21 protein-coding genes are annotated in these 23,487 nt (G+C 56.1%); 9 read left to right on the plus strand and 12 right to left on the minus strand.

Annotation, left to right across the window (positions count from 1 at the left end):
• Nucleotides 1-67: 67 nt before the first annotated feature.
• The 5 genes from AC4EYZ_RS02215 to AC4EYZ_RS02235 all read left to right on the plus strand — a co-directional run bounded on the left by AC4EYZ_RS02215 (nt 68) and on the right by AC4EYZ_RS02235 (nt 3,699).
• The gene (locus tag AC4EYZ_RS02215) at nt 68-1,483 is read left to right on the plus strand and encodes an RNA polymerase factor sigma-54 (RefSeq protein WP_027959083.1); all 1,416 of its coding nucleotides are present in this window, start codon (nt 68-70) and stop codon (nt 1,481-1,483) included.
• 97 nt (nt 1,484-1,580) lie between these two features.
• On the plus strand, nt 1,581-1,889 hold the full coding sequence (hpf, locus tag AC4EYZ_RS02220; protein ID WP_007114683.1) for a ribosome hibernation-promoting factor, HPF/YfiA family: 309 nt from the start codon (nt 1,581-1,583) through the stop codon (nt 1,887-1,889).
• Nucleotides 1,890-1,893: 4 nt separating this feature from the next.
• Nucleotides 1,894-2,364, plus strand: coding sequence for a PTS sugar transporter subunit IIA (locus tag AC4EYZ_RS02225; RefSeq protein WP_039859784.1), 471 nt, complete (start codon nt 1,894-1,896; stop codon nt 2,362-2,364).
• An 87-nt stretch (nt 2,365-2,451) separates the two neighbouring features.
• Complete coding sequence (gene rapZ / locus AC4EYZ_RS02230; RefSeq protein WP_022523939.1) at nt 2,452-3,384, plus strand: RNase adapter RapZ; 933 nt, start codon at nt 2,452-2,454, stop codon at nt 3,382-3,384.
• Between the two features lie 45 nt (nt 3,385-3,429).
• Nucleotides 3,430-3,699, plus strand: a complete 270-nt coding sequence (locus AC4EYZ_RS02235) for an HPr family phosphocarrier protein (protein WP_027959080.1) — start codon at nt 3,430-3,432, stop codon at nt 3,697-3,699.
• 16 nt (nt 3,700-3,715) lie between these two features.
• On the opposite strand, the gene pmbA is transcribed toward AC4EYZ_RS02235, so the two are convergent.
• Nucleotides 3,716-5,056 (minus strand): metalloprotease PmbA, encoded by a 1,341-nt coding sequence (gene pmbA, locus AC4EYZ_RS02240; protein ID WP_490204077.1) that lies wholly within the window; start codon nt 5,054-5,056, stop codon nt 3,716-3,718.
• Between the two features lie 123 nt (nt 5,057-5,179).
• Between pmbA and yjgA the strand changes: the two genes are divergently transcribed.
• Nucleotides 5,180-5,701: a ribosome biogenesis factor YjgA gene (gene yjgA, locus AC4EYZ_RS02245; protein WP_039859781.1), complete on the plus strand. Its 522-nt coding sequence runs from the start codon at nt 5,180-5,182 to the stop codon at nt 5,699-5,701.
• 37 nt (nt 5,702-5,738) lie between these two features.
• Here the strand turns inward: yjgA and tldD are convergent, their stop codons facing one another.
• The 7 genes from tldD to AC4EYZ_RS02280 form a co-directional block, all read right to left on the minus strand.
• Nucleotides 5,739-7,190, minus strand: coding sequence for a metalloprotease TldD (tldD, locus tag AC4EYZ_RS02250; protein ID WP_041158047.1), 1,452 nt, complete (start codon nt 7,188-7,190; stop codon nt 5,739-5,741).
• On the minus strand, nt 7,187-11,038 hold the full coding sequence (locus tag AC4EYZ_RS02255) for a YhdP family phospholipid transporter (protein ID WP_430468891.1): 3,852 nt from the start codon (nt 11,036-11,038) through the stop codon (nt 7,187-7,189). The genes tldD and AC4EYZ_RS02255 overlap by 4 nt, the downstream gene beginning before the upstream one ends.
• Before the next feature lie 2 nt (nt 11,039-11,040).
• Nucleotides 11,041-12,504, minus strand: a complete 1,464-nt coding sequence (gene rng, locus AC4EYZ_RS02260) for a ribonuclease G (protein WP_041158045.1) — start codon at nt 12,502-12,504, stop codon at nt 11,041-11,043.
• 71 nt (nt 12,505-12,575) lie between these two features.
• Nucleotides 12,576-13,157, minus strand: coding sequence for a Maf family protein (locus AC4EYZ_RS02265; protein WP_035539162.1), 582 nt, complete (start codon nt 13,155-13,157; stop codon nt 12,576-12,578).
• Complete coding sequence (mreD, locus tag AC4EYZ_RS02270) at nt 13,154-13,642, minus strand: rod shape-determining protein MreD (protein WP_022523947.1); 489 nt, start codon at nt 13,640-13,642, stop codon at nt 13,154-13,156. The genes AC4EYZ_RS02265 and mreD overlap by 4 nt, the downstream gene beginning before the upstream one ends.
• Nucleotides 13,642-14,604 carry a rod shape-determining protein MreC gene (mreC, locus tag AC4EYZ_RS02275; protein ID WP_009287769.1) on the minus strand — a complete coding sequence of 321 codons (963 nt, stop codon included), beginning with the start codon at nt 14,602-14,604 and terminating at the stop codon, nt 13,642-13,644. The genes mreD and mreC overlap by 1 nt, the downstream gene beginning before the upstream one ends.
• A gap of 24 nt (nt 14,605-14,628) precedes the next feature.
• On the minus strand, nt 14,629-15,666 hold the full coding sequence (locus AC4EYZ_RS02280; RefSeq protein ID WP_007114671.1) for a rod shape-determining protein: 1,038 nt from the start codon (nt 15,664-15,666) through the stop codon (nt 14,629-14,631).
• Nucleotides 15,667-15,895: 229 nt separating this feature from the next.
• On the opposite strand from AC4EYZ_RS02280, the gene gatC reads away from it, so the two are divergent.
• From gatC to gatB, 3 genes are all read left to right on the plus strand, one after another.
• Nucleotides 15,896-16,183: an Asp-tRNA(Asn)/Glu-tRNA(Gln) amidotransferase subunit GatC gene (gene gatC / locus AC4EYZ_RS02285; RefSeq protein WP_022523948.1), complete on the plus strand. Its 288-nt coding sequence runs from the start codon at nt 15,896-15,898 to the stop codon at nt 16,181-16,183.
• Nucleotides 16,184-16,267: 84 nt separating this feature from the next.
• The gene (gene gatA / locus AC4EYZ_RS02290; protein WP_022523949.1) at nt 16,268-17,728 is read left to right on the plus strand and encodes an Asp-tRNA(Asn)/Glu-tRNA(Gln) amidotransferase subunit GatA; all 1,461 of its coding nucleotides are present in this window, start codon (nt 16,268-16,270) and stop codon (nt 17,726-17,728) included.
• Nucleotides 17,728-19,182 carry an Asp-tRNA(Asn)/Glu-tRNA(Gln) amidotransferase subunit GatB gene (gene gatB, locus AC4EYZ_RS02295; RefSeq protein WP_009287767.1) on the plus strand — a complete coding sequence of 485 codons (1,455 nt, stop codon included), beginning with the start codon at nt 17,728-17,730 and terminating at the stop codon, nt 19,180-19,182. The genes gatA and gatB overlap by 1 nt, the downstream gene beginning before the upstream one ends.
• A gap of 52 nt (nt 19,183-19,234) precedes the next feature.
• Here gatB and sixA read toward each other — a convergent pair whose 3' ends face one another.
• The 4 genes from sixA to AC4EYZ_RS02315 all read right to left on the minus strand — a co-directional run bounded on the left by sixA (nt 19,235) and on the right by AC4EYZ_RS02315 (nt 23,388).
• Nucleotides 19,235-19,717 (minus strand): phosphohistidine phosphatase SixA, encoded by a 483-nt coding sequence (gene sixA / locus AC4EYZ_RS02300; RefSeq protein ID WP_427769377.1) that lies wholly within the window; start codon nt 19,715-19,717, stop codon nt 19,235-19,237.
• On the minus strand, nt 19,710-20,840 hold the full coding sequence (locus AC4EYZ_RS02305; RefSeq protein ID WP_474191305.1) for an NAD(P)H-dependent glycerol-3-phosphate dehydrogenase: 1,131 nt from the start codon (nt 20,838-20,840) through the stop codon (nt 19,710-19,712). Before AC4EYZ_RS02305 ends, sixA begins: the two co-directional genes overlap by 8 nt.
• A gap of 129 nt (nt 20,841-20,969) precedes the next feature.
• Nucleotides 20,970-22,904, minus strand: coding sequence for a molecular chaperone HtpG (htpG, locus tag AC4EYZ_RS02310; protein WP_474191304.1), 1,935 nt, complete (start codon nt 22,902-22,904; stop codon nt 20,970-20,972).
• Between the two features lie 151 nt (nt 22,905-23,055).
• Nucleotides 23,056-23,388 (minus strand): YkvA family protein, encoded by a 333-nt coding sequence (locus AC4EYZ_RS02315; protein WP_022523954.1) that lies wholly within the window; start codon nt 23,386-23,388, stop codon nt 23,056-23,058.
• Between the last annotated feature and the right edge of the window lie 99 nt (nt 23,389-23,487).

The raw sequence follows: 23,487 nt of genomic DNA on the forward strand, positions 1-23,487 counted from the left end.
TATTGCACTTGCGCCAAGCACTCACTCGCACTAGGGTGGAGCATTCTGATTAACGAGTGGTTCTCAGATGGTCATGAAAGCTTCTCTCCAACTGCGTATCGGCACACAGCTGACCATGACGCCCCAGTTGCAGCAGGCCATTGCGCTGCTGCAACTCTCTACGCTGGATCTTCGTCAAGAAATTCAGCAGGCCCTCGATGCCAATCCCATGCTGGAGCAGGAAGATGAATTTAGTGAACAGGCTGTCAGCGAGCCTAAGGAAGAAGAGTGGTCAGAGAGCATCCCTACTGAGCTCTCGGTAGATAGCGACTGGTCAGATACCTATCAAGATATGGGAAGCCAGGGGGGCAGCAGCAGCGAAGGCCCCGACTTTGAGCGCCAGGCAGCCGGGCAGAGCCTTCATGGCCACCTGCTGTGGCAACTCGCCATGACCGATTTTAGCGCTCGCGAGCAGCTTGTCGCGGAAAGTTTAATCGACGCGCTAGACGCCAACGGCTACCTGACCCAGCCGCTCAACGACATCCGTGAAGGGCTTCGTGCCCAGGGCATTGACGGGCTAAGCCAGCGCGAAGTGGAAACCATTCTACTCAAGCTCCAGCAGTTTGAGCCGACCGGCATATTTGCCCGTGACTTGCGTGAATGCTTGATGCTGCAGCTCGCCGCTCTCCCCGATGATACGCCACTGCTGGTTCCCGCCCGCCGCTTGGTGCGGCAGTTTCTCGAAGCGCTTGGCAAAGACGATATGCGTCTGCTGAAACGCCGTCTAGGGCTCGACGACGAACAGCTGGCCGATGTCATCCTGCTTATTCGCAGCCTAGACCCACGCCCAGGCAGCGCCTACGGCGACACCGATGACAGCTATGTCACCCCCGATCTAGTCGTCCGCCACGATAATGAAGGCTGGCATTTAGAGCTCAACCCCGAGGCCCTGCCACGGCTGCGCATTCAGCCCGACTACGCCAGCTTGATTAAGCGTGCGGATAAAAGCGATGACAACCAGTTTCTCAAAGAGCACTTGCAGGAAGCGCGCTGGTTGATCAAGAGCCTCTCTAGCCGAAACGATACGCTGCTGCGTGTTGGTCGCGAAATCATTACCCGCCAGATTGGCTTTTTAGAGCACGGCGAAGAAGCCATGAAACCACTGATACTGGCCGACATTGCCGAAGCCGTGGAGATGCACGAGTCGACTATTTCACGGGTAACGACGCAAAAATATATCCATACACCCCGTGGTGTGTTTGAACTCAAATACTTTTTCTCAAGCCAGGTGAGCGGTCAAGATGGCGACAGCCACTCCAGCACCGCCATCCGTGCACGACTCAAGAAACTGATTCAAGAGGAGCCGCCCGGCAAGCCGCTTTCAGACAGCCGCTTAGTGACGCTATTAGGCGAAGGAGGGATTCAAGTGGCGCGTCGTACGGTGGCGAAATACCGTGAAGCCATGGGCATTCCCTCTTCCAGTGAACGGCGTCGTTTGCGCTAACTTCGTTAACGTTTCAGGGAAACTCTCGACAAGGGCTTTGCAACGCGGCAAAAAGGGTTACAATCGAAGTACAGTCCGATGGATAAGGAGCACGTCAATGCAAGTAAATATCACTGGTCATCACGTAGAACTGACTGACGCCTTGCGTGACTATGTCAACGAAAAGCTTGAGCGTGTAGAGCGCCATTACGACAATATAACTACGGTGCAAGTCACCTTATCAGTGGAGAAAGAGCGCCAGCAGGCCGCCTGTACGCTGCACGCCGCAGGTGCTGACTTACATGCGGAAGCCCTAGACAGTGATATGTACGCCGCTATCGACGCACTAGCGGACAAAATCGACCGTCAACTCGTTAAACACAAGGAAAAAGCACAAGCTCGCGCCCAAGGCGCCGGTGTGCGTTAATTCAATGACGTTGGAAACCATACTCCCCCCGGAACGCGTTCTGTTCGACGTCCCCGGGGGCAGCAAAAAAAGGGTGCTGGAGTTTTACAGCACCTTTATCGCCCAAAATATCCCCAGCCTGGACAGCCAAGAAGTGTTTAGCCGTTTAATCGGCCGCGAGCGCTTAGGTAGTACGGGTATTGGTAACGGCGTGGCTATTCCTCATGCGCGTAGCCCCCACTGCAACGCCCCTATCGCTGGATTTTTGAAACTGGCTGAAGCGATCGATTTTGACGCTATCGACGGCGACCCGGTAGATCTGGTGTTTGTCCTGTTGGTACCCGAAGAGGCAGATGACACGCATCTCTCACTACTGGGTCAGGTAGCGACCATCATGAATGATGCGGACACGCGCCAGCAACTGCGTAAAGCAGCCAGCCAGCGCGAACTGCTTGAGCTGATTACCGCCAAAATTCGCGAGCAATCAGCGGCCTAAGGGTCTGAAACCCTGTTCAGGGCAGATCACAGCAGGTTATCCGCTCACCACCCTCAACGCAGCTTGATCAAAGCAAAGAGAGACTCTATGCAACTGGTGATCATTAGCGGCCGCTCCGGGTCAGGTAAATCTATCGCCTTGCAAGCGCTGGAAGATCTTGGCTACTACGCGATTGATAACCTCCCAGCTATGTTGCTGGGGTCGTTGGTGGATGAACTGCGTGACCAGGGCGACCGAGCACATTTAGCGGTGAGTATTGATGCCCGCAATTTGCCGGGAGCTCTGGAGCGCCTGCCCTCTTTATTAGACGAGTTGCGCCAGCGTAAAATCGACTTCCAAGTTATTTACCTGACCACCGATGCTCGCATACTGCTTGAGCGTTACTCAGCAACGCGTCGCCGTCATCCGCTGACCCGCGATAGCGAAATGACGCTGGAAGAGGCGATCAATAAAGAAGAGACGACGCTAGAGGATATTCGCGATCTGGCCGATCTATTGATCGATACATCACGATTATCGGTGCACGATTTACGCCGTCGCATTACCGACCAAGTAGCCCATCAGCGGCGCGACAAGCTGACGCTAACGCTGGAATCGTTTGGGTATAAACGCGGCGTACCGTTAGACGCCGACCTGGTCTTCGATGTGCGCTGCCTGCCAAATCCGTACTGGGATCCAACGCTGCGCCAGTTCACTGGCCGCGACGCGGAAATCGTGGCTTTTTTGAACAGCTATCCGATTGTTGATGCCATGAGCGACGACATCTTGGCCTGGCTAGAGCGTTGGCTACCCGCTTACCAGAATAGCCAACGTAGCTACATGACTATCGCGATTGGCTGTACTGGTGGCCAGCACCGCTCGGTCTATATGGCCGAGAAGTTAGCGGAAAAATTGACTCCTAGCATGGGCGAAGTTCAACTTCGCCACCGCGAACTGGGTCTGCACTACACCATAAGCGAACAGTTGGCCGCTCCCCTCGTCAGCGCTTCCACACCTAACGAGCGGCCAGAGACCTCTTAAGCGCGTCTATCCATTAATGACACCACTCGGCGAAAAGGAACCAGGGTGCCAGAACGCATACTTACACTTACCAATCAACGCGGGCTACACGCTCGCGCGGCGACAAAACTGGTCAAATGCGGCCAACAGTTCACGGCAAAAATACGCGTTTACAAACAGCAACAGGCCGCCGACGCCGCCAATATCATGTCACTGCTGATGCTTGCCGCACCTTGTGGCACCGAGCTTAGAATCACCGCCGAAGGCGATGACGCCGAACAGGCGCTTGAAGCGATTCAAGCGCTGTTCGACGCCCGCTTTGAGGAGGATCAGTAAGCCGCCGCTTGGCTTGTTAGTCCCCCGCCACGGTCATGGCATCAATCAACCAGCTACCCGTGTGAACACTGCCACGGGTATCAGTGTCATCGCCAATACCTACTAAGCCAGCAAACATCCGCTCCAGGTTTCCGGCAATGGTGAACTCTTCGACCGGGTACTGCACCTTTCCATTTTCGACCCAAAAACCTGCTGCACCGCGGGAATAGTCACCGGTCACACCGTTGACACCTTGGCCCATCAACTCAGTCACCCAAATACCCCGCCCCATCTCTTGCAACAAGCTTTCGCGTGATTGCAGCGGCGCCGCTAAACGCACGTTACGTGCCCCACCGGCATTGCCCGTGGTTTGCATATCGAGACGACGAGCGCTGTAAGAAGAGAGCATATAGCTGGCAATGCGTCCCTGATCGATAAAGCGATTATTGCGCGTTTGCACGCCCTCGCCATCAAACGGTGAGCTTGCCGTGGCGCCAATCTCCATTGGCCGCTCTTCGAGACTAAACCAGTCGGGAAACAATGGTGTACCGAGCCGGTCGCACAAAAACGAGGCCTGCCGGTAAAGCGCACCACCGGCTAACCCACCGAGCAGGTGGCCAATCAAGCCACTGGCCAACGATGGGTCAAACAGCACCGGAAAGGTGCCCGTTGGCGGCCGTTTAGCACCTAGCCTGCGCAGCGTACGCATCGCGGCTTCGCGCCCCACCTCAGCGGGGTCACGTAGCGCCTTGGGGTCACGGGCAGAGGTGTAGTCATAATCACGCTGCATACCGCTCGCGTCTTGGGCAATCAGCATGCAAGAAAGAGAGTGACTACTGCCCTTTTGGGTACCTAAAAAGCCGTGGCTATTGGCGTAAACGCGCACCCCTTCGCCACTGGAGAGAGACGCGCCATCTGACTGTGAGATGCCGTCAACGTCTCGCCCCGCCTGCTCGCAGGCAAGCGCTAACTCAATCGCCTCATCCGTTGTGAGCGCCCAGGGGTAGTGCACTTTTAGATCGGGTAACTCAGTAGCCATAAGGGAGGCATCGGCCAGCCCTGCGGCCGGGTCTTCGCCGGTATAGCGGGCAATCGCCAGCGCTTTCTCTACGGCTGCCTGGATCGAGGCACTGCTGGCATCAGTGGATGAAGCGCTGCCTTTACGTTGACCCACGTATAGCGTGACGGCAATGCCTTGGTCACGGGATAACTCAACCGTTTCAACTTCGCCCAGGCGTACGCTAACGCCTATACCCTGATCGACGCTTGCGCCTACTTCGGCAGCATCCGCGCCCAAGCGCTTCGCCAGCGCTAACGCCTCTTCGGCGCGCGCGGTCAATAGCGACTGCTGCGCGGATGCATCAAATGCCTGTGCCATATGGCCTCCTATTTCAACCGAATGCCTCTCAACCAAAGTCTTGCAAGAGAGTGTCATCGGCGAATCAATGTTGTACTCGCAGCTGGTATAATGCCGCCACGAATCTTGTCTGTGAGTCACACTATGCGTAAGCAACGTCCCGATCCCGTTGAAGTAGAAGAACAGGAAGAACGCCCTAGCAAGTCGCAACTCAAACGCGAAATGCATGCCTTACAGGCACTTGGGGAAACCTTAATCGCCATGCGACCGGCGGAACGCGCCCGTTTCCCCCTCTCTGACGATATGCTACGCGCTATCGAGGAAACCTCGCGTATTCGCTCCCATGAAGGTCGCCGCCGCCATATGCAGTATGTCGGTAAGCTGATCCGTAAAGAGGATCTTACCGCCATTCAAGCCGTGTTCGACTCCATCGACCAGGAGCAAGAGCAGCGCGACCACGCGTTCCACCGACTGGAAAAATGGCGGGAACGCTTAATTGACGAGGGAGATGCGGCAGTTGACCTGTTTATGGCGGAGCACCCCGACGCCGATCGCCAGACACTGCGTCAATTGATTCGCAACGCCCAGCGGGAACGCGAACAGGGCAAACCGCCGACCAGCTCGCGCAAGCTCTTCAAACACCTGCGCGAAACCCTCGCACTTTAAAAACAGCCTCTTTAAGACGGTTTTTCAAGACCGCCTATCAAGACTGCGTGCCGCCGACGGTCAGCTCATCCAATTTCAGGGTGGGCTGGCCCACACCCACCGGCACGCCCTGCCCTTCTTTACCACACACGCCAATGCCGGTATCCAGCGCCATATCATGGCCAATCATGGAAACACGCTGCATCGCTTCCGGCCCGTTACCAATCAAGGTGGCGCCTTTCACCGGCACCGTCACCTTACCGTCTTCAATCAAGTAGGCTTCGCTGGCAGAGAACACAAATTTGCCAGAGGTGATATCCACCTGCCCGCCCCCAAAGCTCACCGCGTAAATACCGCGCTTAACGCTTTTGATAATATCGCTGGGCTCATCTTGGCCCGCAAGCATGACCGTATTCGTCATGCGCGGCATCGGCAGGTGGGCAAAGGATTCGCGTCGCGCATTGCCTGTGGGAGCCATGCCCATTAAGCGGGCATTGAGTTTGTCCTGCATATAGCCAGTCAAAATGCCGTCTTCGATAAGCGGCGTGTATTGGCCCGGCGTGCCCTCGTCATCCACGCTCATCGAGCCACGGCAATCCGATAGTGTCGCATCATCGACAATCGTCACACCTTTTGCGGCCACGCGCTCGCCCATTTTGCCAGCAAAAGCGGAACTGCCCTTACGGTTGAAATCCCCTTCCAAACCATGGCCGACGGCTTCATGAAGCAAAATTCCCGGCCACCCCGACGCCAGCACCACAGGCATTTGCCCCGCGGGCGCATCGACGGCTTCCAGGTTGACCAGTGCCTGACGCACCGCCTCTTTGGCGTACTGCTCGGCAACTTGGTCATCGCGCAGCTTGGCCATGGAGTAACGGCCACCGCCGCCCGCACTGCCGCGTTCACGACGACCATTTTTAACCGCGATAACGCTGACATTAAAGCGCACCAGCGGGCGAATATCCGCCGCCAAGGTGCCATCGCTTGCCCTCACCAGCACTACTTCGTAGGTACCTGAAAGAGAAGCACTCACTTGACTGATGCTCGGGTCTGCAGCACGCGCGATTTTGTCAGCCTGTTTTAGCATGGCGACTTTGTCTTCCGCGCTTAGCCCGGCCAGGGGGTCGATTCCCGCATAGCGCGACATGGCGGATACCGGGCGCACCAACTGTCCAGGCAGACGTTGACCGCTGCGGACGATGCCTGCCGCCGTGCGGCCGGTGTCCATTAGCGCATCGGCCGTTATTTGGTTGGAGTAGGCAAAGCCAGTCTTTTCACCTGCCAGTGAGCGTACGCCGACGCCACCGTCAATATTGTAGCTGGCCTCTTTTACCTCTCCATCCTCCAGTACCCAGCCCTCTTGCCAGGTACGCTGGAAATAGAGATCGGCATAGTCAATGCCCGCGCCCATGGCGTAGCCCAACCCCGTTTCCAGAGCCTCTAAATCGAGCCCTCCGGGGGTCAACAGAATGGCGGCGGCCGTATCTACATCACTTTTATATGCGGTCATTGGGGGCCTTCTAAAGTAACCTGCGGCGAAGTCCAAGGGCCTCGCACGCGATAATGGAGTGTCGTGGCGCGATCTAAGGCGTCGCCAAACAGCTGGTCAGCAAGGAACAGCGCGCCACCCACGATGGGTGCGCCAACGGCAATCGCCGCGATCGGTAAACTTTGCGTCACTGGTAGTGTGACGCCAAGCCGCTGGTCAAGTTCACGCGTCACCAGGTTGACACTGCCGGTAAGCGTTAGGGTGGTGGCCGGAGTATCAATTTGCAATGGCCCGCGCAGCGTCAGCAACTCACCAGTAACATCAGCCGTCCCCTTAACACGGTCAAATGCCGTGCCGCGGCCGGTAACGTCGGAAAAATCCAAGCGTAGACGACGTAAAATATTATCGAAATTGAGCAAGCCAATTAAGCGCGCAGGTGCCGATTCCAGAGTGACAAAGCGGCCATCACGAATGTCGGTACTGATATAGCCATCTGAGCGGCTTAACTCCAACTGCCAGGGCGCCCCCGGCCAATCAAGCGAAGCAGCCACATCGGTACTTCGGCTACGCATGGCCACCGGTTGGTCAAGACGCTCAAGGGCGGTGCCGATGTCGCCACCCTGAATCGTAATGTCCGCACGGGTATGACTGGAAACAGCGTCCCCCTCCCAGTAAAGCTCACCTCGCGCAGAGAGCTGACCCAGGGTTAAGCCAACGGGGGTAAGCGAAAAACGCTCGCCGTCAGTTTTCCAGTAAGCAGTCAAAGGGCCGAAGCGGCGCGGCCCCATAGCAATTTCGGCTAAGCGTAATCGTCCATTGGGCACATCGGCTAGCCAATCAGGAATGGCCACAGGCACCTTGCGCTGGGTATCGACCGTTTCCATCCAGGAGTCTGGCATCGGAGCATCGCTGTCGTGTTCAACATTGGCTAACGCCAGCAAGCGATCAAGCGCCAGAGCTTCAATGGCCACATCTAACGGTTGCGGTGATTGAGCATCGTACAGTAAATGCCCAGTGACCAGATTACCGCTTAGCCCCAAATCGATCCGGCCATCGTTCACGCCTCCCGACGCGTTAAGGCTGCCTAAACACTCCCTTTGGTAAACCACACAGGGTGTGGCTAACGAGACCGCCAACGGTATTTGAGTACCTCCACCCGACGCACTGAGCAACCCGCTGGGCATTAGCGGTGAAATCGCCTGCTGCCACGCTAGCGGGTCAATGCGAGGTAGGGCAGCATCGATACTAACCCCTGGCTGGGAGGGCCAGTCGGGCAGGCGCACCGCCTGGCTGCCTAAATTTAGCGTCCCGGCAAGCGAGCCATTAAGCTGTTGCAGTCGTGCAGAAGCGATATCGGCTAGGCGGCTTTCGATACGTTTTGTGTCCATATCGGCGGTTAATGTCCAGGGCCAGGCCTGCCGTGACGATTTTGCAAAGGGCTCGGGAAGATGACTGGTGACGCCGACTAAACGACTCTCCAAGCGCAGGATGGGCGTTGGCGTTAGGGCGACACTGCCCTGCCACTCTAGCGGTCCTTCTAGCGGCATACGCCCTTGACTATCCAACCCTGCAAGCCCAAAAAGCGCCCCAGTGGCGACACTCCCCTGCAGCTGTATGTCGTTGCGTTGAGTATCAATATCAGCGTTGATAGGGCCTCCCAGCAACTGCCCACTAACCTCACCGACGAGACCTGAACTCTTCCCGTTTTGAAGCCAGGCGAGATCCCCCTCAACCGATTGAAGACGTAGATCGAGCGGTTTATACACCACTTCCGGAAAGCGTGGCCGAGCATTGATTTCCAGTTGCAGCGCTTCAGGGTTTGCCAACGGCAACGACAACGCAATATCGCCGTTAACGCCACCCGTTACGCGCAAATCACTTAGTGGGGAAAGATCAATCTCGGGCATTGCCTGTAAAAATGATATCAGCGCTGGCCCATCCGATTTTAACTGCCCCGAAAGGTTGAGCGTCTCATCCTCCATCACCACCTCACCCTCTGAAGCAGTGATGCCATGGCTCTGGGCGTTATCAATTTCAGCTTCTAACACTCTGTTTTGCCACTTTAAGCGCCCCTCGACGTCGTCAAGACGTGGCCAGCCTGGCGCGATCGGCAAATGTCCTTGGGTCACCGCCAGAGCGAGCGTTGCAGTAAAGTCGTTGGCGGTCGCCCCTTCGCCTAACGGTTGGCTAAGCTGCAGAGAGCCCTCGCTCACGTAGCCACCAATATCATTAAGCAGCCATTCGCGAAGCTCGTCATCCATGACGCTGAGCGGCAACCACTGGGCCAGCGGACGCTCAACAGCATCCACGTCACTGAAATTGAGGTCTAAACCAAAATGCCCGCGCTGATTACCCGTCACCAAACCAAAGCCGCCCGCTATCTGGGCGCCGTCCCAGTCGACGCTTAGGCGCTTGCCACTCACCATGGTATTGGGGCCGTCGTATACCCACTCCACTTCCCCTTCAGCACGTCGCAGTTGCATGGGAGCGGCAAAAAACTCAGGAAAGTAGAGAGTGCTTTCACCGTTGCTGCTAAACAGCACGCGGCCGCGTAAATCCCGCGCCTGTACCCAGGCATCCAGCGGGCCTCCGCCCGGTGCCTGCTGCCACGGTGAGACCTCCACGCCGGTTAACGCCGCATCCACTCCCCAGTGACCATCCTGCTGCCCCACGTGCAACCCCTCGACTTGCCCACGAGGAGCAAGGGTTTGCAATACCCGGGTGACGGATTCAGGGAGCAATACGTAGTCACGCCAAGCGGTCAGCGAGGCAAGCTCAAAGGCGCTGGTGCGCACTTCCCACTGTCCTGGTTGGTGGGTGGCATGCCAGTGGCGTGGCAACGCTGGCCCAACGTTACCTCCAGGGGGCTGGGCCCACTCAACGCTCTCCGCGTCGCCGCTTAGCCACGCCTCACCACCTTCGCCGTCGCGCTGCCACAGGCCATTAGCCTTAATATCTCTTAACACCGCGTACTGAACCTGGTGGCGAAGCGTCAACTGTGGAACGTCGACGGCAACACGAGCTTCCTCAAGGCGCCCGGTGGTCCAACGCCCCCATAGCCGCGCACTGCCCCCGGCTTGCTCTAAATAGGCGGCATGATCAGGCCGAAACATATCCGCCAGAACCACTAACTGATCAAGCTGAATATCCAACTGCAGTGCTGCCGAAAAATCGCTAAAACCTCGTCGGCCGGGCTGCATTTCGACCTTCATTTCCGCCGCAGGAAGGTCTATATCGCGAGCCTGCTCTAACGATGGGGCAATATTGATGGCGCCCTCTAACCTTGTGCGCCGCTCATCACCGGTCAGCAGCAGTGTCTGAGCATGCAGCATCACGGTGTCGTCTTTGCCGTGCAGTACAACCCGCGTGTCATCCACCCACAGGCGTTGGCGTAGAATCAAGCCCGCCCAGCTATCAATTGTGGCCAGATCCACATCGGGTTCTGCCGCCATCAATAGCGGTAACTCCGCAGGCTCAGGCCACTGTAAAGACCTCCCCGAACCTTGATAGAGGTGAAACTGTGTACCACTGATACGCGCATCACTAAAAATCGGTGCCAGATTGGCAAACGACGCCCAGGTATCTAAGCGCAGCCCCGCATGCTCAAGGGAAAAGAGTGCTTGGCCATCGGGGGTTTCCGCGTTCACCCCGTCAAGCCGTAGCAGTAGATCGCTACGCGCTAGCGATAGCGATAAGCGCTCGATGGTCACCGGCACGCCAATGCGCGCCTCGAGTAACGCTTCAATGTGGGGGGTAAGGGCATCGGATTGGCTGATCGCTAGACGCAGCAGCAACAGCAGCACAGCCGCGCTGCCCAAAAGCCAGGCCGCTATCAGCAAACTCCAACGCACCAGCGAACGAGTCAGCATGGTTACATCAGCACAATATCGTACTGCTCTTGGGAGTAGTGTTGCTCAACCTGAAAACGGATCGTTTTATTGATAAACGTCTCCAGGTCAGCCACTGCCGCTGACTCTTCATCTAGTAAACGGTCAACAACGGGCTGCGATGCAAGCACCATATAAGTTTCAGCACTGTAGGCACGCTCTTCGCGCAGAATCTCACGGAAAATTTCGTAGCAGACAGTCTCAGGCGTTTTAAGTGTGCCGCGCCCACTGCAGGTTGGGCACGCTTCACACATCGTTTGCTCTAGGCTCTCCCGGGTGCGCTTACGGGTAAGCTGAACCAAGCCAAGCTCGGTAACACCGGTACACTTGGTTTTAGCGTGGTCGCGCTCTAAGGCTTTTTCCAATACTCGCAACACTTGCCGCTGATGCTCAACATCGTTCATATCGATAAAGTCGATAATGATGATACCGCCCAGGTTGCGCAACCGAAGTTGGCGGGCAATCGCCGTGGCCGCCTCAAGGTTGGTTTTGAAAATGGTCTCTTCAAGGTTGCGGTGACCCACATAGCCGCCGGTATTAACATCAATGGTGGTCATTGCCTCGGTGGGGTCAATCACCAGATAACCACCGGATTTCAGCTGCACCTTGCGACCCAAGGCTTTCTGGATCTCATCCTCGACACTGTAGAGATCAAAGATGGGGCGCTCACCTGGGTAGTACTCAATCCGCTCAACGGCATCGGGCATAAACTCTTCGGCAAACTCGACCAGTTTGACGAAGTTTTCCCGCGAATCGATACGCACTTTTTCAATATCGTCGCGCATTACGTCGCGCAGAGTGCGCATAAAGAGCGGCAAATCATCATAAATGACGCTTTGTGGCGTCGCGGTGACTTTACGCTCACTCACCTTACGCCACAGCCGCAACAGAAAGTGCATATCGCCTTTTAGCTCTTCGTCACCTACGCCTTCCGCGGCAGTTCGGACAATAAAGCCACCCGTCACTTCCAGCGTCTGCTCCGCCACGCTGTTATCCAGCAGGGCTTTTAAACGCTCGCGTTCACGCTCATCCTCGATGCGTTGCGAAACGCCGTGATGCGGCGAGTCGGGCATATACACCAAATAGCGGGAAGGGATCGAGAGGTGCGTGGTTAAGCGCGCACCTTTACTTCCAATAGGGTCTTTGGTCGCCTGCACCACCAACGCCTGGCCTTCATGAAGTAACTGGCCGATGGTCTGCTGCTCATCGAGCGGTGTGCCGGGTGGCATCACTTCGTGGGCATGAATAAATGCCGCCCGCTCTAAGCCAATATCAACAAAGGCAGCCTGCATACCAGGCAGTACACGGACGACTTTGCCTTTGTAGATATTGCCCACGATGCCACGCCGACGGGAACGCTCGATCAGTGCCTCTTGCAAAACGCCATTTTCAACCAGCGCGACGCGGGTTTCCATTGGCGTTAAATTGATGAGAACTTCACCGCTCATGCAAAATTCCTTGTTGGTTGACGTATTCCTTGCCAGCGATACAGGCGGCGTTGCCCTCTATATCTAGAGAATTAAACGCGCTGCCAGATAGGAACTCCCTGTCGGCATAGCAAGTGCGTCGTCTCATACAGCGGTAGCCCTACCACTGCTGAGTGACTGCCTTGAATCTGTTTTACAAATATGGCGGCTAATCCCTGTATTGCGTAGCCACCAGCCTTATCAGCAGGTTCACCCGTGCGCCAATAGGCAACGATTTCATCAGCGCTTATCTCACGCATTGTTACCTGAGTAGTCACGCAGGAGGAGAGCATACCTTCTGGCCCACGTACCGCCACAGCGGTAAGCACCTCGTGGCACCGCCCCGAAAGCAGCCGCAGCATCTCGGCGCCCTCCTCAGCATTCGCTGGTTTACCTAGGATACGCCCATCGACCACCACAGCGGTATCTGAACCTAGGATAGGCAAGTGGGTAAAAGGGGCTGCTGCCTCGGCTTTGGCAACTGCTAAGCGCTGCACATACGCTTGAGCCGACTCACCCACCTGCGGAGTCTCATCAATATCACAAGGGTGAACCGCGACCGGCACACCAATGGATGCCAGCAAAGCTCGACGGCGTGGAGAGGCAGACGCTAAACACAAAACAGGCGCAGTCATGAAGCGGCCAACCGACGTTCTAATGCTTGAAACATCGTCGCTAGCCATGGCCATAGCAACGCACTGATCAGCGCGGGAATCAAAAAGGCTAAATGAATCGAAAAATCACCCACGATAGTGCGTAGCCATTGAGCGACTAGCTGCATCAAGCCCAACAGCACCAGCACCAGCGCTGATTGCTGTACCAGTGAATAAGCACGGAAGCGGGGATAGACCAGCGCACACAAGAAGGCCAGCAGTGCATAAATAAGCGCATGCTGGCCCAGCACGGTGCCTTCAATTAAATCCATCAAAATCCCCAGCACAAAGCCATGAAAAACGCCGACTCTGTCGGGTGTGCGCATACACCAGTAGATCAGCATCAGCCCTAACCACTCGGGGCGATATACCTGCCAGCCATCGGCCAGCGGCATCACCTGCAAGCAAAGAGCCAAGACCAAACTAAACCAAATAATCACTAGCGGAACAATCGGTGCTCGTGGCATCAGGGCACCTCTTGAGATGATGCATTTGAGTCGCGCAACGCATTGTTGGGGCTTGTTGAAAGCTGGAGTGAAGAGCGCAAGGCCTCTGCGGAGATATCCAGCGTCTCATCCCAGGCATGTTCTTCTACCTCCTCTCGCGGGGGCGGAAAAAGTAGCAAGAAATGACGCGAGCGCTGCAGTTGAGCCATCGGTTCGGCCGTCACGCGAGCAAAAGGCTGCCCCGGATCGTGAAACACCTCGGTGACTCGCGCCACGGGGTAACCCGGAGGAAAGCGTCCAGCCAAGCCCGATGTGGTCAGTAAATCACCTTCACGGATATCCGCCGTATCAGGTACGTGCATCACATTAACGCTGCTGTAACGTCCCGCCCCTTGGACGATAAAACGTAAGCCATTGCGGTTTAACTGAACCGGCAACGCATGACTGGCATCAGCTAACAGCAGTACCCGACTTGAGTAGGCAGAGACCGCGGTAATTTGCCCCACCAAGCCCGAGGCATCAATCACCGGCTGCCCCACGTAGGTGCCATTGCGATGGCCGCGATTAATCACCATCTGATGACTAAAGGGGTCGTTATCAAGCGACAACAGTTCGGCGGTGATATAAGGAATATCACGCCGCTTCGCGGCTTTTAGCAATTCGCGAAGCTCGCTGTTTTCCGCGGTCAAATTCGCCATTCGCTGACCACGATGGGAAAGGGTGAGAATCTGCTCACGCAGGCGACGGTTTTCATCCACCAACGCCTGCTGGTCAGAGAGCGCAAGCGACCCCCAATTCAACAGGTCGCTAGGCACACTGACGACCCATTGAATAGGAGCAACGACCATCGACATTTGCGCGCGCACTTTCTCCATACGCGTGAAATGCTGGTCGACAAACATCAATGCACTGGCGGCCAAGACGCAAAAAAACAGCCGGTAGCCCGGCAGTGGCCCGTGCGAAAACAGCGGTTTAATAGGCAATCCCCCCGCAATTAACCGCTGCGATTAGTCGCTCGACAGCAACTCAAAGGTGTGCTGATCAATCATCTCCAGCGCCTTACCACCGCCGCGAGCAACGCAGGTCAACGGGTCTTCGGCAACAATTACCGGCAACCCTGTCTCTTCAGCGATCAGCTTGTCCAGGTCGCGCAACAGCGCCCCACCGCCCGTTAGCACCAAGCCTCGCTCAGCGATGTCGGATGCCAACTCAGGCGGTGACTGCTCAAGGGCGCTCTTAATGGCGGCCACGATAGAACCCAGGGTTTCTTGCAATGCTTCCAGGGTTTCGTGGGAATTGAGCGTGAAGCTGCGTGGAATGCCTTCGGCCAGATTACGACCGCGCACGTCAATTTCGCGCAGTTCGCCACCGGGGTAGGCGCAACCAATCTCTTCCTTGATGCGCTCGGCTGTCGCTTCGCCTATCAGGCTGCCGTAGTGACGACGTACATAGGCGGTAATGGCCTCATCAAAGCGGTCGCCGCCCACCCGAATCGATTCGGAGTAGACCACGCCGTTGAGTGAAATAATCGCGATTTCAGTGGTACCACCACCGATATCCACCACCATCGACCCCTGCGCTTCATCAACCGGAAGGCCAGCGCCAATTGCCGCCGCCATGGGTTCTTCGATCAAGAACACCTCGCGGGCACCTGCCCCTTCGGCAGACTCACGAATCGCCCGACGTTCTACTTGTGTTGACATGCAAGGAACGCATACCAGAACGCGTGGACTGGGGGTTAAGAAGGTGCTTTGGTGAACTTTACGGATAAAGTGCTGAAGCATCTGCTCGGTGACGGTGAAGTCGGCAATAACGCCATCTTTCATCGGCCGAATCGCGGTAATATTGCCGGGCGTACGCCCCAGCATTCGCTTGGCATCAGTACCAACTGCCGCGACGCTGCGCATATTGCCAGACTGGCGGATAGCAACCACGGACGGCTCATCGAGCACGATGCCGCGACCGCGAACATAAATCAGTGTGTTGGCCGTACCCAAGTCGATCGATAGATCGCTGGAAAACAGCCCCCTCAAACGTTTAAACATGGATGTTGTTACCTAGTGCAGACCGGGAACCCTGTGCGGATGCAAACGGTATCACCGCAACCCCCTGGCAGCAAGCACGAGTCGCGCCTAACACTGCCCGTTAAGGCCAAGATGTGGTACCTTTTGCGGCTATTTTCCACGTCTGCAACACAAGACGTTTTTTTGATATCGGTATGTATACCGCTTAAAGCCGATTATGTTCCATCACGTTTATGAGGAAATATCGATCATGGCGCTTGAAGAATCTCATGTGCGCCGGGCCGCTCACTTGGCCCGACTCGCTGTCAGCGATGACCAAGCCAGCGGCTTTGTAGACGACCTAAGCCGGATTCTGGACATGGTCGACCAGCTACAAAGCCTCGATACTGAAGGCGTTACGCCGCTCGCCCATCCGCTAGATGCGACCCAGCGACTGCGCGCCGATGAAGTGACGGAAACCAACCAGCGCGACACGTTTCAGCGCTGTGCTCCGGCAGTGGAAAATGGCCTGTATCTCGTGCCCCGCGTCGTTGAATAAGTACGCTGAGTAACAACGCACGAATATTTAATCAAGCCACCACTATTGCCTCTTTTTTTCTCCCCTGAACGGAGCTTCTGGGTCATGTACGAGAAAACCTTAACGCAACTCGCCGCCGCGCTAAAAAGCGGTGAGTTCTCAAGCCGCGAGCTGACCGCTCACTATTTGCAGCGTATCGAACAGGCTGACGGCAAGCTGAATAGTTTTATCAGCGTGACCGCCGAGCAAGCGCTGAAACAGGCTGAAGTAGCCGACAACGCCCGAGCGGCAGGCAACGCCGGGCCGCTGTCAGGCATTCCCCTAGCGCTCAAAGATATTTTTTGCACCCAGGGCGTGAAAACCAGCTGCGGTTCAAAAATGCTGGATAATTTTATCGCCCCCTACAACGCCACCGTGGTTGAAAAGCTCAACGCGGCGGGCACGATCAGCCTGGGCAAAACCAATATGGACGAGTTCGCCATGGGCTCCTCCAACGAAAACAGCTACTACGGCCCGGTCAAAAATCCCTGGGATCTGACAGCGGTGCCCGGCGGCAGCTCCGGCGGCAGCGCAGCAGCGGTCGCGGCTGGTTTGGTGCCCGCCGCCATGGGTACCGACACCGGCGGCTCGATTCGCCAGCCCGCGGCATTTTGTGGCATCACCGGTTTAAAGCCCACCTATGGTCGTGTGTCGCGCTTCGGCATTATTGCCTACGCCTCAAGCCTTGATCAGGCTGGCCCCATGGCGCGCAGCGCCGAAGATTGCGCCCACCTACTGGGTGTTATTGCGGGCCATGACGGCCGCGATTCCACCAGCGTTGCCCGCGGCGTACCCGACTATGTGGAAGGCCTTAATGCCCCCCTCTCGGGCCTCAAGATCGGGCTTCCCAAAGAGTATTTCGGCGATGGTTTAGACCCTGATGTCGAAAAAGCCGTCCGTGAGGCGGTAAAAGTTTACGAATCCCTAGGCGCGACGGTTCGTGAGGTCAGCCTACCGCATACCCACTATGCGATTCCGGCCTACTACGTGATCGCCCCCGCGGAAGCCTCTTCCAACCTGTCCCGCTACGACGGTGTGCGTTTTGGTCACCGCTGCGACAATCCCAGCGATTTGATTGACCTCTACACACGTTCGCGGGCTGAAGGCTTCGGCGAAGAAGTTAAACGACGCATCCTGATCGGCACTCACACGCTCTCTGAAGGCTTCTTTGACGCTTACTACACCAAAGCCCAGCAGGTGCGCCGTTTGATCCGTCAGGACTTCCTGGACGCCTTTGAAGACGTCGACGTGCTGATGGGCCCCGCCTCGCCTACCCCCGCGTTTGACCTGGGTGCCAAAAAAGATCCGGTGTCGATGTACCTGCAGGATATCTACACTATCGCGGTGAACCTAGCGGGCATTCCCGGCATCAGCGTGCCGGCGGGTTTGGCCGGTGGCCGCCCCGTTGGTCTCCAGATTCTGGGCACCCACTTTGCCGAAGCGCAGCTGCTTAACGTCGCTCACCAGTTTCAGCAAGCGACCGACTGGCACTTACAACGTCCTGCCTTTGCCGAGGAGTACGCCTAATGCAATGGGAAACCGTGATTGGGCTTGAAGTCCACGTTCAGCTCGCAACGCGTTCAAAAATCTTTTCCGGTGCCTCAACGGCGTTTGGCGCCGAGCCAAACACCCAGGCCTGCGCGGTGGATTTAGGCCTACCTGGCGTGCTGCCAGTGCTCAATGAGCAGGCCGTGGCCATGGCCGTGCAGTTTGGCCTGGCGGTGCATGCGGATATCGCCGAAGTCTCGGTGTTTGACCGTAAAAATTACTTCTACCCCGACCTGCCCAAGGGTTATCAAACCAGCCAGATGTACCATCCCATCGTCGGCCCTGGCGATGTTGAGATTACGCTGGAAGATGGCAGCACTAAGCGTATCCGCATTCACCATGCCCACCTTGAGGAAGATGCCGGTAAATCGCTGCATGAAGATTTTCACGGCATGACCGGTATCGACTTGAACCGTGCTGGCACGCCGCTACTGGAGATCGTCTCCGAGCCGGATATGCGTAGCGCCAAAGAGGCCGCGGCGTATCTCAAAGCGATTCACTCGATCGTTACTTACCTGGGCATTTCCGACGGCAATATGGCGGAAGGCTCCATGCGTTGCGACGTTAACGTCTCGGTACGCCCCAAAGGTCAGGAAGCCTTTGGCACCCGCGCTGAGATTAAAAACGTTAACTCTTTCCGTTTTGTCGAGCGCGCCATTGCCTTTGAGGTTGAGCGACAAATTGAGCTGATCGAAGATGGCGGCAGCGTGGTTCAAGAAACCCGCTTGTTTGACCCAGACCGTGATGAAACCCGCAGCATGCGTACCAAGGAGGAGGCCAACGACTACCGTTACTTCCCCTGCCCTGACCTGCTGCCGGTGGTGCTTGACCAAGCTTATCTTGACCACCTGCGTGGCCAGTTGCCCGAGCTGCCAGCAGATAAGCGTGAGCGCTTCCAGAACGAGCTGGGTCTGTCTGCTTATGACGCCAATGTCATCTCCGCCAGTCGCGATATGGCCGAATTCTTTGAAGCGGTGCATAGCGAGTGCGGCGATGCCAAGCAGGCAGCTAACTGGGTACAGGGTGAACTTTCCGGGGCACTTAACCGAGAAAACCTGAGCATTGCCAATAGCCCGATCTCAGCGCGCCAGCTAGGCGAGCTGATCAGCCGCGTACTGGATGACACCATTAACGGCAAAGCCGCTAAAGAGGTTTTTCAGGCGCTGTGGAACGGTCAGGGTGAGTCCGCCGATGAGGTGATTGACGCAAAAGGCCTCAAGCAGGTGACCGACACCGGCGCCATTGAAGCAATGATCGACCAAGTGATTGCCGACAGCCCCGCTCAGGTCGCCCAGTACTGCGACTCGGAGCCGGAAAAACGCGGTAAAATGATCGGCTACTTTGTTGGTCAGGTGATGAAGGCGTCACGCGGCACCGCCAACCCACAGCAGGTGAACGGCTTGCTAAAAGAGAAGCTCGACGCGCTGCTGTAAAGCCTAAAAAACGGCTGCCTAGGCAGCCGTTTTTTAATGGCACACATTTGAACTAGGCCAACTGGCTGGGCTGGGTAAATCGCTTCAACTGCGCACAGCCTGCCGCCCATACGTCGGCCTCAAGCTCGGCGATGGCGGCGGTAGGGAAGCCAAGCCCCTGAGCAGGGCTGCCCTCTACTAACAACCCCGCCAGTTCGCCTACCAGCGGCATATGACTGACCAGCATGATCGGCGCACCTTCAGGCTGTTCAAGCAACCAGTCGCTTACTGCATGGGGCGAGTCATCCGGAGTGATAAAATCCAGCGTTTCCAGCGAGGCTCCCAGCGCATCACATAGCGTTTGCGCGGTTTGCTGCGCGCGAGAATAGGGGCTGGCATAAATTTTCGGCATAAACAGCTCCCCATCAGCCACGCGCTCAGTCAGCCAACGGGCCATTTTTTTGACCTCCTGCTCACCATGAGGCGTTAATCGACGCGCTTGGTCGGGATACCCCGGTGCGGCCTCAGCGTGGCGCATAATCAACACATCAGGCATTCCTGCCTCCATTGCCCTTAGAAACCTGGTTCTTAGAAGCGTGGTTGTGAGGAGCTTGGTCTCGATGGGCCTGCTGTACGGCTTCACGGGGCAGAATAAACTCTACATCGCTACTCTGCTCACCCATCATAAGGGTGCGCGCCATCTCCTGGGCGGGCACGCCGTCAAACAGCACATGATTGAGACCTTCCGCCAACGGCATATAAACACCCATTTCACTCGCTTTAGCGCATACCAGTTTAACGGTGTTTACCCCTTCTGCGACCTGGCCAAGGGCATCAACCGCCTCTTCCAACGTACGCCCTTCGCCCATGGCGTAGCCAACACGATAATTACGCGACAGGTTAGACGAGCAGGTAACGATCAAATCCCCCACCCCCGCCAGTCCTAAAAAGGTCATTGGGTTAGCCCCCTGGGCAACGGCAAAGCGGCTCATTTCGGCTAAGGCGCGAGTCATCAGCATACTGCGGGTGTTTTCGCCCATGCCCAGCGCCGCCGCCATACCGGCGGCAATCGCATAAATATTTTTCAGTGCACCACCCAGTTCAACACCATGACGGTCATCGCTAGCGTACACACGAAAGTAACGGCAACCCAATACTTGCTGTACGCGGGTGCGGGTAAGCGGGTCAGCGCTGGCAATCACGGTAGCAGTTAACTGCTTATCGGCAATTTCAGAGGCCAGATTTGGGCCCGCAATCACGCCAATGTGACTAAAACCCGTTTCCTGCTCGAGTACTTGGCTCATCAGCAGAAAGCCCTTCTGCTCGATCCCCTTAGTGGTACTGACCAGTATCTGCTCGGGTCTCAACCACGCTTTCGCCGCCTGCACAACGCTGCGAAAGGCCTTTGAAGGAATAGCGATGAGTACAAGCTCCGCATCGGCCAGCACGGCTTGGAGGTCGGTTGAGGCTTTCACTGCCGGATTCATTGCATAGTGGGGCAGATAACGACCGTTACGGTGCTCTTGGTTGATTTGTGTGACCAGCGTTTCGTCACGCATCCACTGACGAACGCGGGCACCATTATCGGCGGCAATGCTCGCTAGCGCCGTACCAAAACTACCGCCTCCCAGCACCGCTACGTTGGTTGTCACTGGGACATTGGTTTGCTGCTCAGCCATGACGATATCCTGATCGTTAGTCTCTTACATTTACTGGGTACTTTAGCATCTTCACCCATAGCATCTTCACTAACAGATGCGGCCCGCTTGGAAATCCAAGCGGGCCGCATGTCTGACGTTATTGGCTCATTAAGCCGTCAAGACGCTATTCAGACGTTTCACGTAGGCAGCCGGGTCATCCAGATGGCCGCCCTCTGCAATAATTGCCTGATCGAGCAGGATGTGGGCTAACTGTCCAAATTGATCGCCTTCAGCCCCTTCCAAACGCGCTACCAGCGCGTGGCTAGGGTTAAGCTCAAGAATCGGCTTCACCTCGGGCAGCGGCTGACCGGCGGCTTCCATAATGCGGCGCATCTGGTAGCCCATTTCATGCTCGGGTAGCACGACGCAGGCCGGTGAATCGGTAAGGCGGTGAGTCACTTTTACCTCTTGAACACCATCGCCCAGCGCTTCTTTTACGCGCTTCACCAGTTCCTCTTTGGCTTTAGCGGTCTCCTCCTGAGCTTTTTTCTCTGCTTCGTCTTCCACATCGCCAAGATCAAGCTCGCCCTTGGCCACATCAGCAAAGGTTTTACCGTCGAATTCAGTCAGATGGCTCATCAACCAGTCATCGATACGGTCAGACAACAGCAGAACTTCGATGCCTTTTTTGCGGAAGATCTCCAGGTGAGGGCTGTTTTTCGCCGCATTGAAGCTATCAGCTACGACGTAATAAATCTTCTGCTGCCCCTCTTTCATGCGCTCGACATAGTCTGCCAGCCCGTGCTCCTGGGCAGCCGTATCGGTATGGGTTGAGGCAAAGCGCAGCAGACCAGCAATTTTTTCCCGATTAGAGGGGTCTTCGCCCGGCCCTTCTTTCAACACGCTACCAAAGGTATTCCAGAACGTCTGGTACTGCTCTTTATCTTTGGCCAGCTTCTTCAGCATATCCAAACCGCGCTTAGTAAGCGCCGATTTGATCTTATCAACATTGGGATCCTGCTGGAGCAGCTCACGGGATACGTTTAGCGACAGTTCGCGGGTATCCAGTACGCCTTTGATAAAGCGCAGGTAGAGCGGCAGGAACTGTTCGGCATCGTCCATAATAAAGACACGCTGAACGTAGAGCTTAACGCCCCGGGCACCGTCGCGCTCAAACAGGTCAAAAGGTGCCCGACCCGGTACATAGAGCAGGCTAGTGTATTCGAGCTTGCCTTCGACCTTGTTGTGGCTCCAGGTCAGCGGGTCAGAGAAATCGTGGGCAACGTGCTTGTAGAACGCCTTGTACTCATCGTCGGAAACCTCGCTCTTGGGACGCGACCACAGCGCCGTCGCCTCGTTAACGGTTTCCCAGGTAGTCACTTCACTACCCTCGATAGGATTGCCCTCGTCGTCCTTCGCCGTTTCTGTTTTCGGCATGCGCACGGGGACTTCGATATGATCCGAGTACTTACGAACCAAGCCCTGCAGCCGATAGTCGTCAGCAAACTCTTTGGCGTCCTCTTTCAGATGCAGAGTGATTTCTGTGCCGTGCTGAGCACGCTCAATATCGGCAACGGTAAATTCACCTTCCCCTTTCGAGCGCCACTCAACGCCTTCTGAAGCGTCTGTACCCGCCTTGCGGGTGCGCACCGAAATTTCATCAGCGACGATAAAACCCGAGTAGAAACCAACGCCGAACTGACCGATTAGCTTGGCGTCTTTCTGCTGCTCACCAGAGAGCTGCTTGAGAAACTCAGCGGTACCGGAACGCGCAATGGTACCCAAGTTGGCGATCACGTCTTCCCGGTTCATGCCAACGCCATTATCACGTAGGGTGATAGTGTTGGTATCGCGGTCGTGTTCGATTTCAATGCGTAGTTCGCTGTCGCCTTCGTAGAGCGCATCGTTATCGAGAGCCGCGTAACGTAGCTTATCGCAGGCGTCGGCGGCGTTTGAGATAAGCTCGCGTAAGAAAATCTCCCGGTTAGAGTACAGGGAGTGAATCATCAAATTCAGCAGTTGCTTAACTTCCGTTTGAAAGCCTAGCGTTTCTTCGTGGTTAGCCGATTTATCAGTCGCTTGTTCGTGGGTAGCTGTAGTCATGCGCTTAGCCCTTATCAATCACGTTGAGTCGCATCCCTCTGCGTGTACATGCAATGGGATAAAATGGTTTCGTGGAGTAGATATGGGGATAGGCAGCGATTTTTCAAGCAGCCTTGATCAAGAAGCCACTGGGGGTAGCAAGCCGCTGGGGTCAAGAAGGCGTCATATCGGGATCGGTATATTTCCAGGCTCGATAGCCTTCCAGGCGCTGATCGATACGATTGAGCAGCCAGCCGACAATCAGCACGTCATCCACCACGCCGATTAGCATCAGAAAATCGGGTATCAGATCGAACGGCAGTACCAAATAACCCAGCGCTAATGCCATCATGCCGAATGCCGACCAGGGAATAGGCCGAAAATCGCCACGCATGACGTCTCGCGTCATGGGGATAAACAGTTTTAAAGCACGCACTATACGTTTTGTCGCCCAAACGCGTGATTTGAGTCGACGCAGCAACGACCAAGTGGATAATGGGGCCATAGGTAATTAAATCCTTTTAGTATCTGGGCTGTCAGATCATGACGGCTAATATTCGTTCAGTATAGCGGTTGCACCGCAAACTGCGTGGGCTGCTCCCGA

The sequence above is a fragment of the Vreelandella sp. 162(4c) genome, assembly GCF_058152265.1.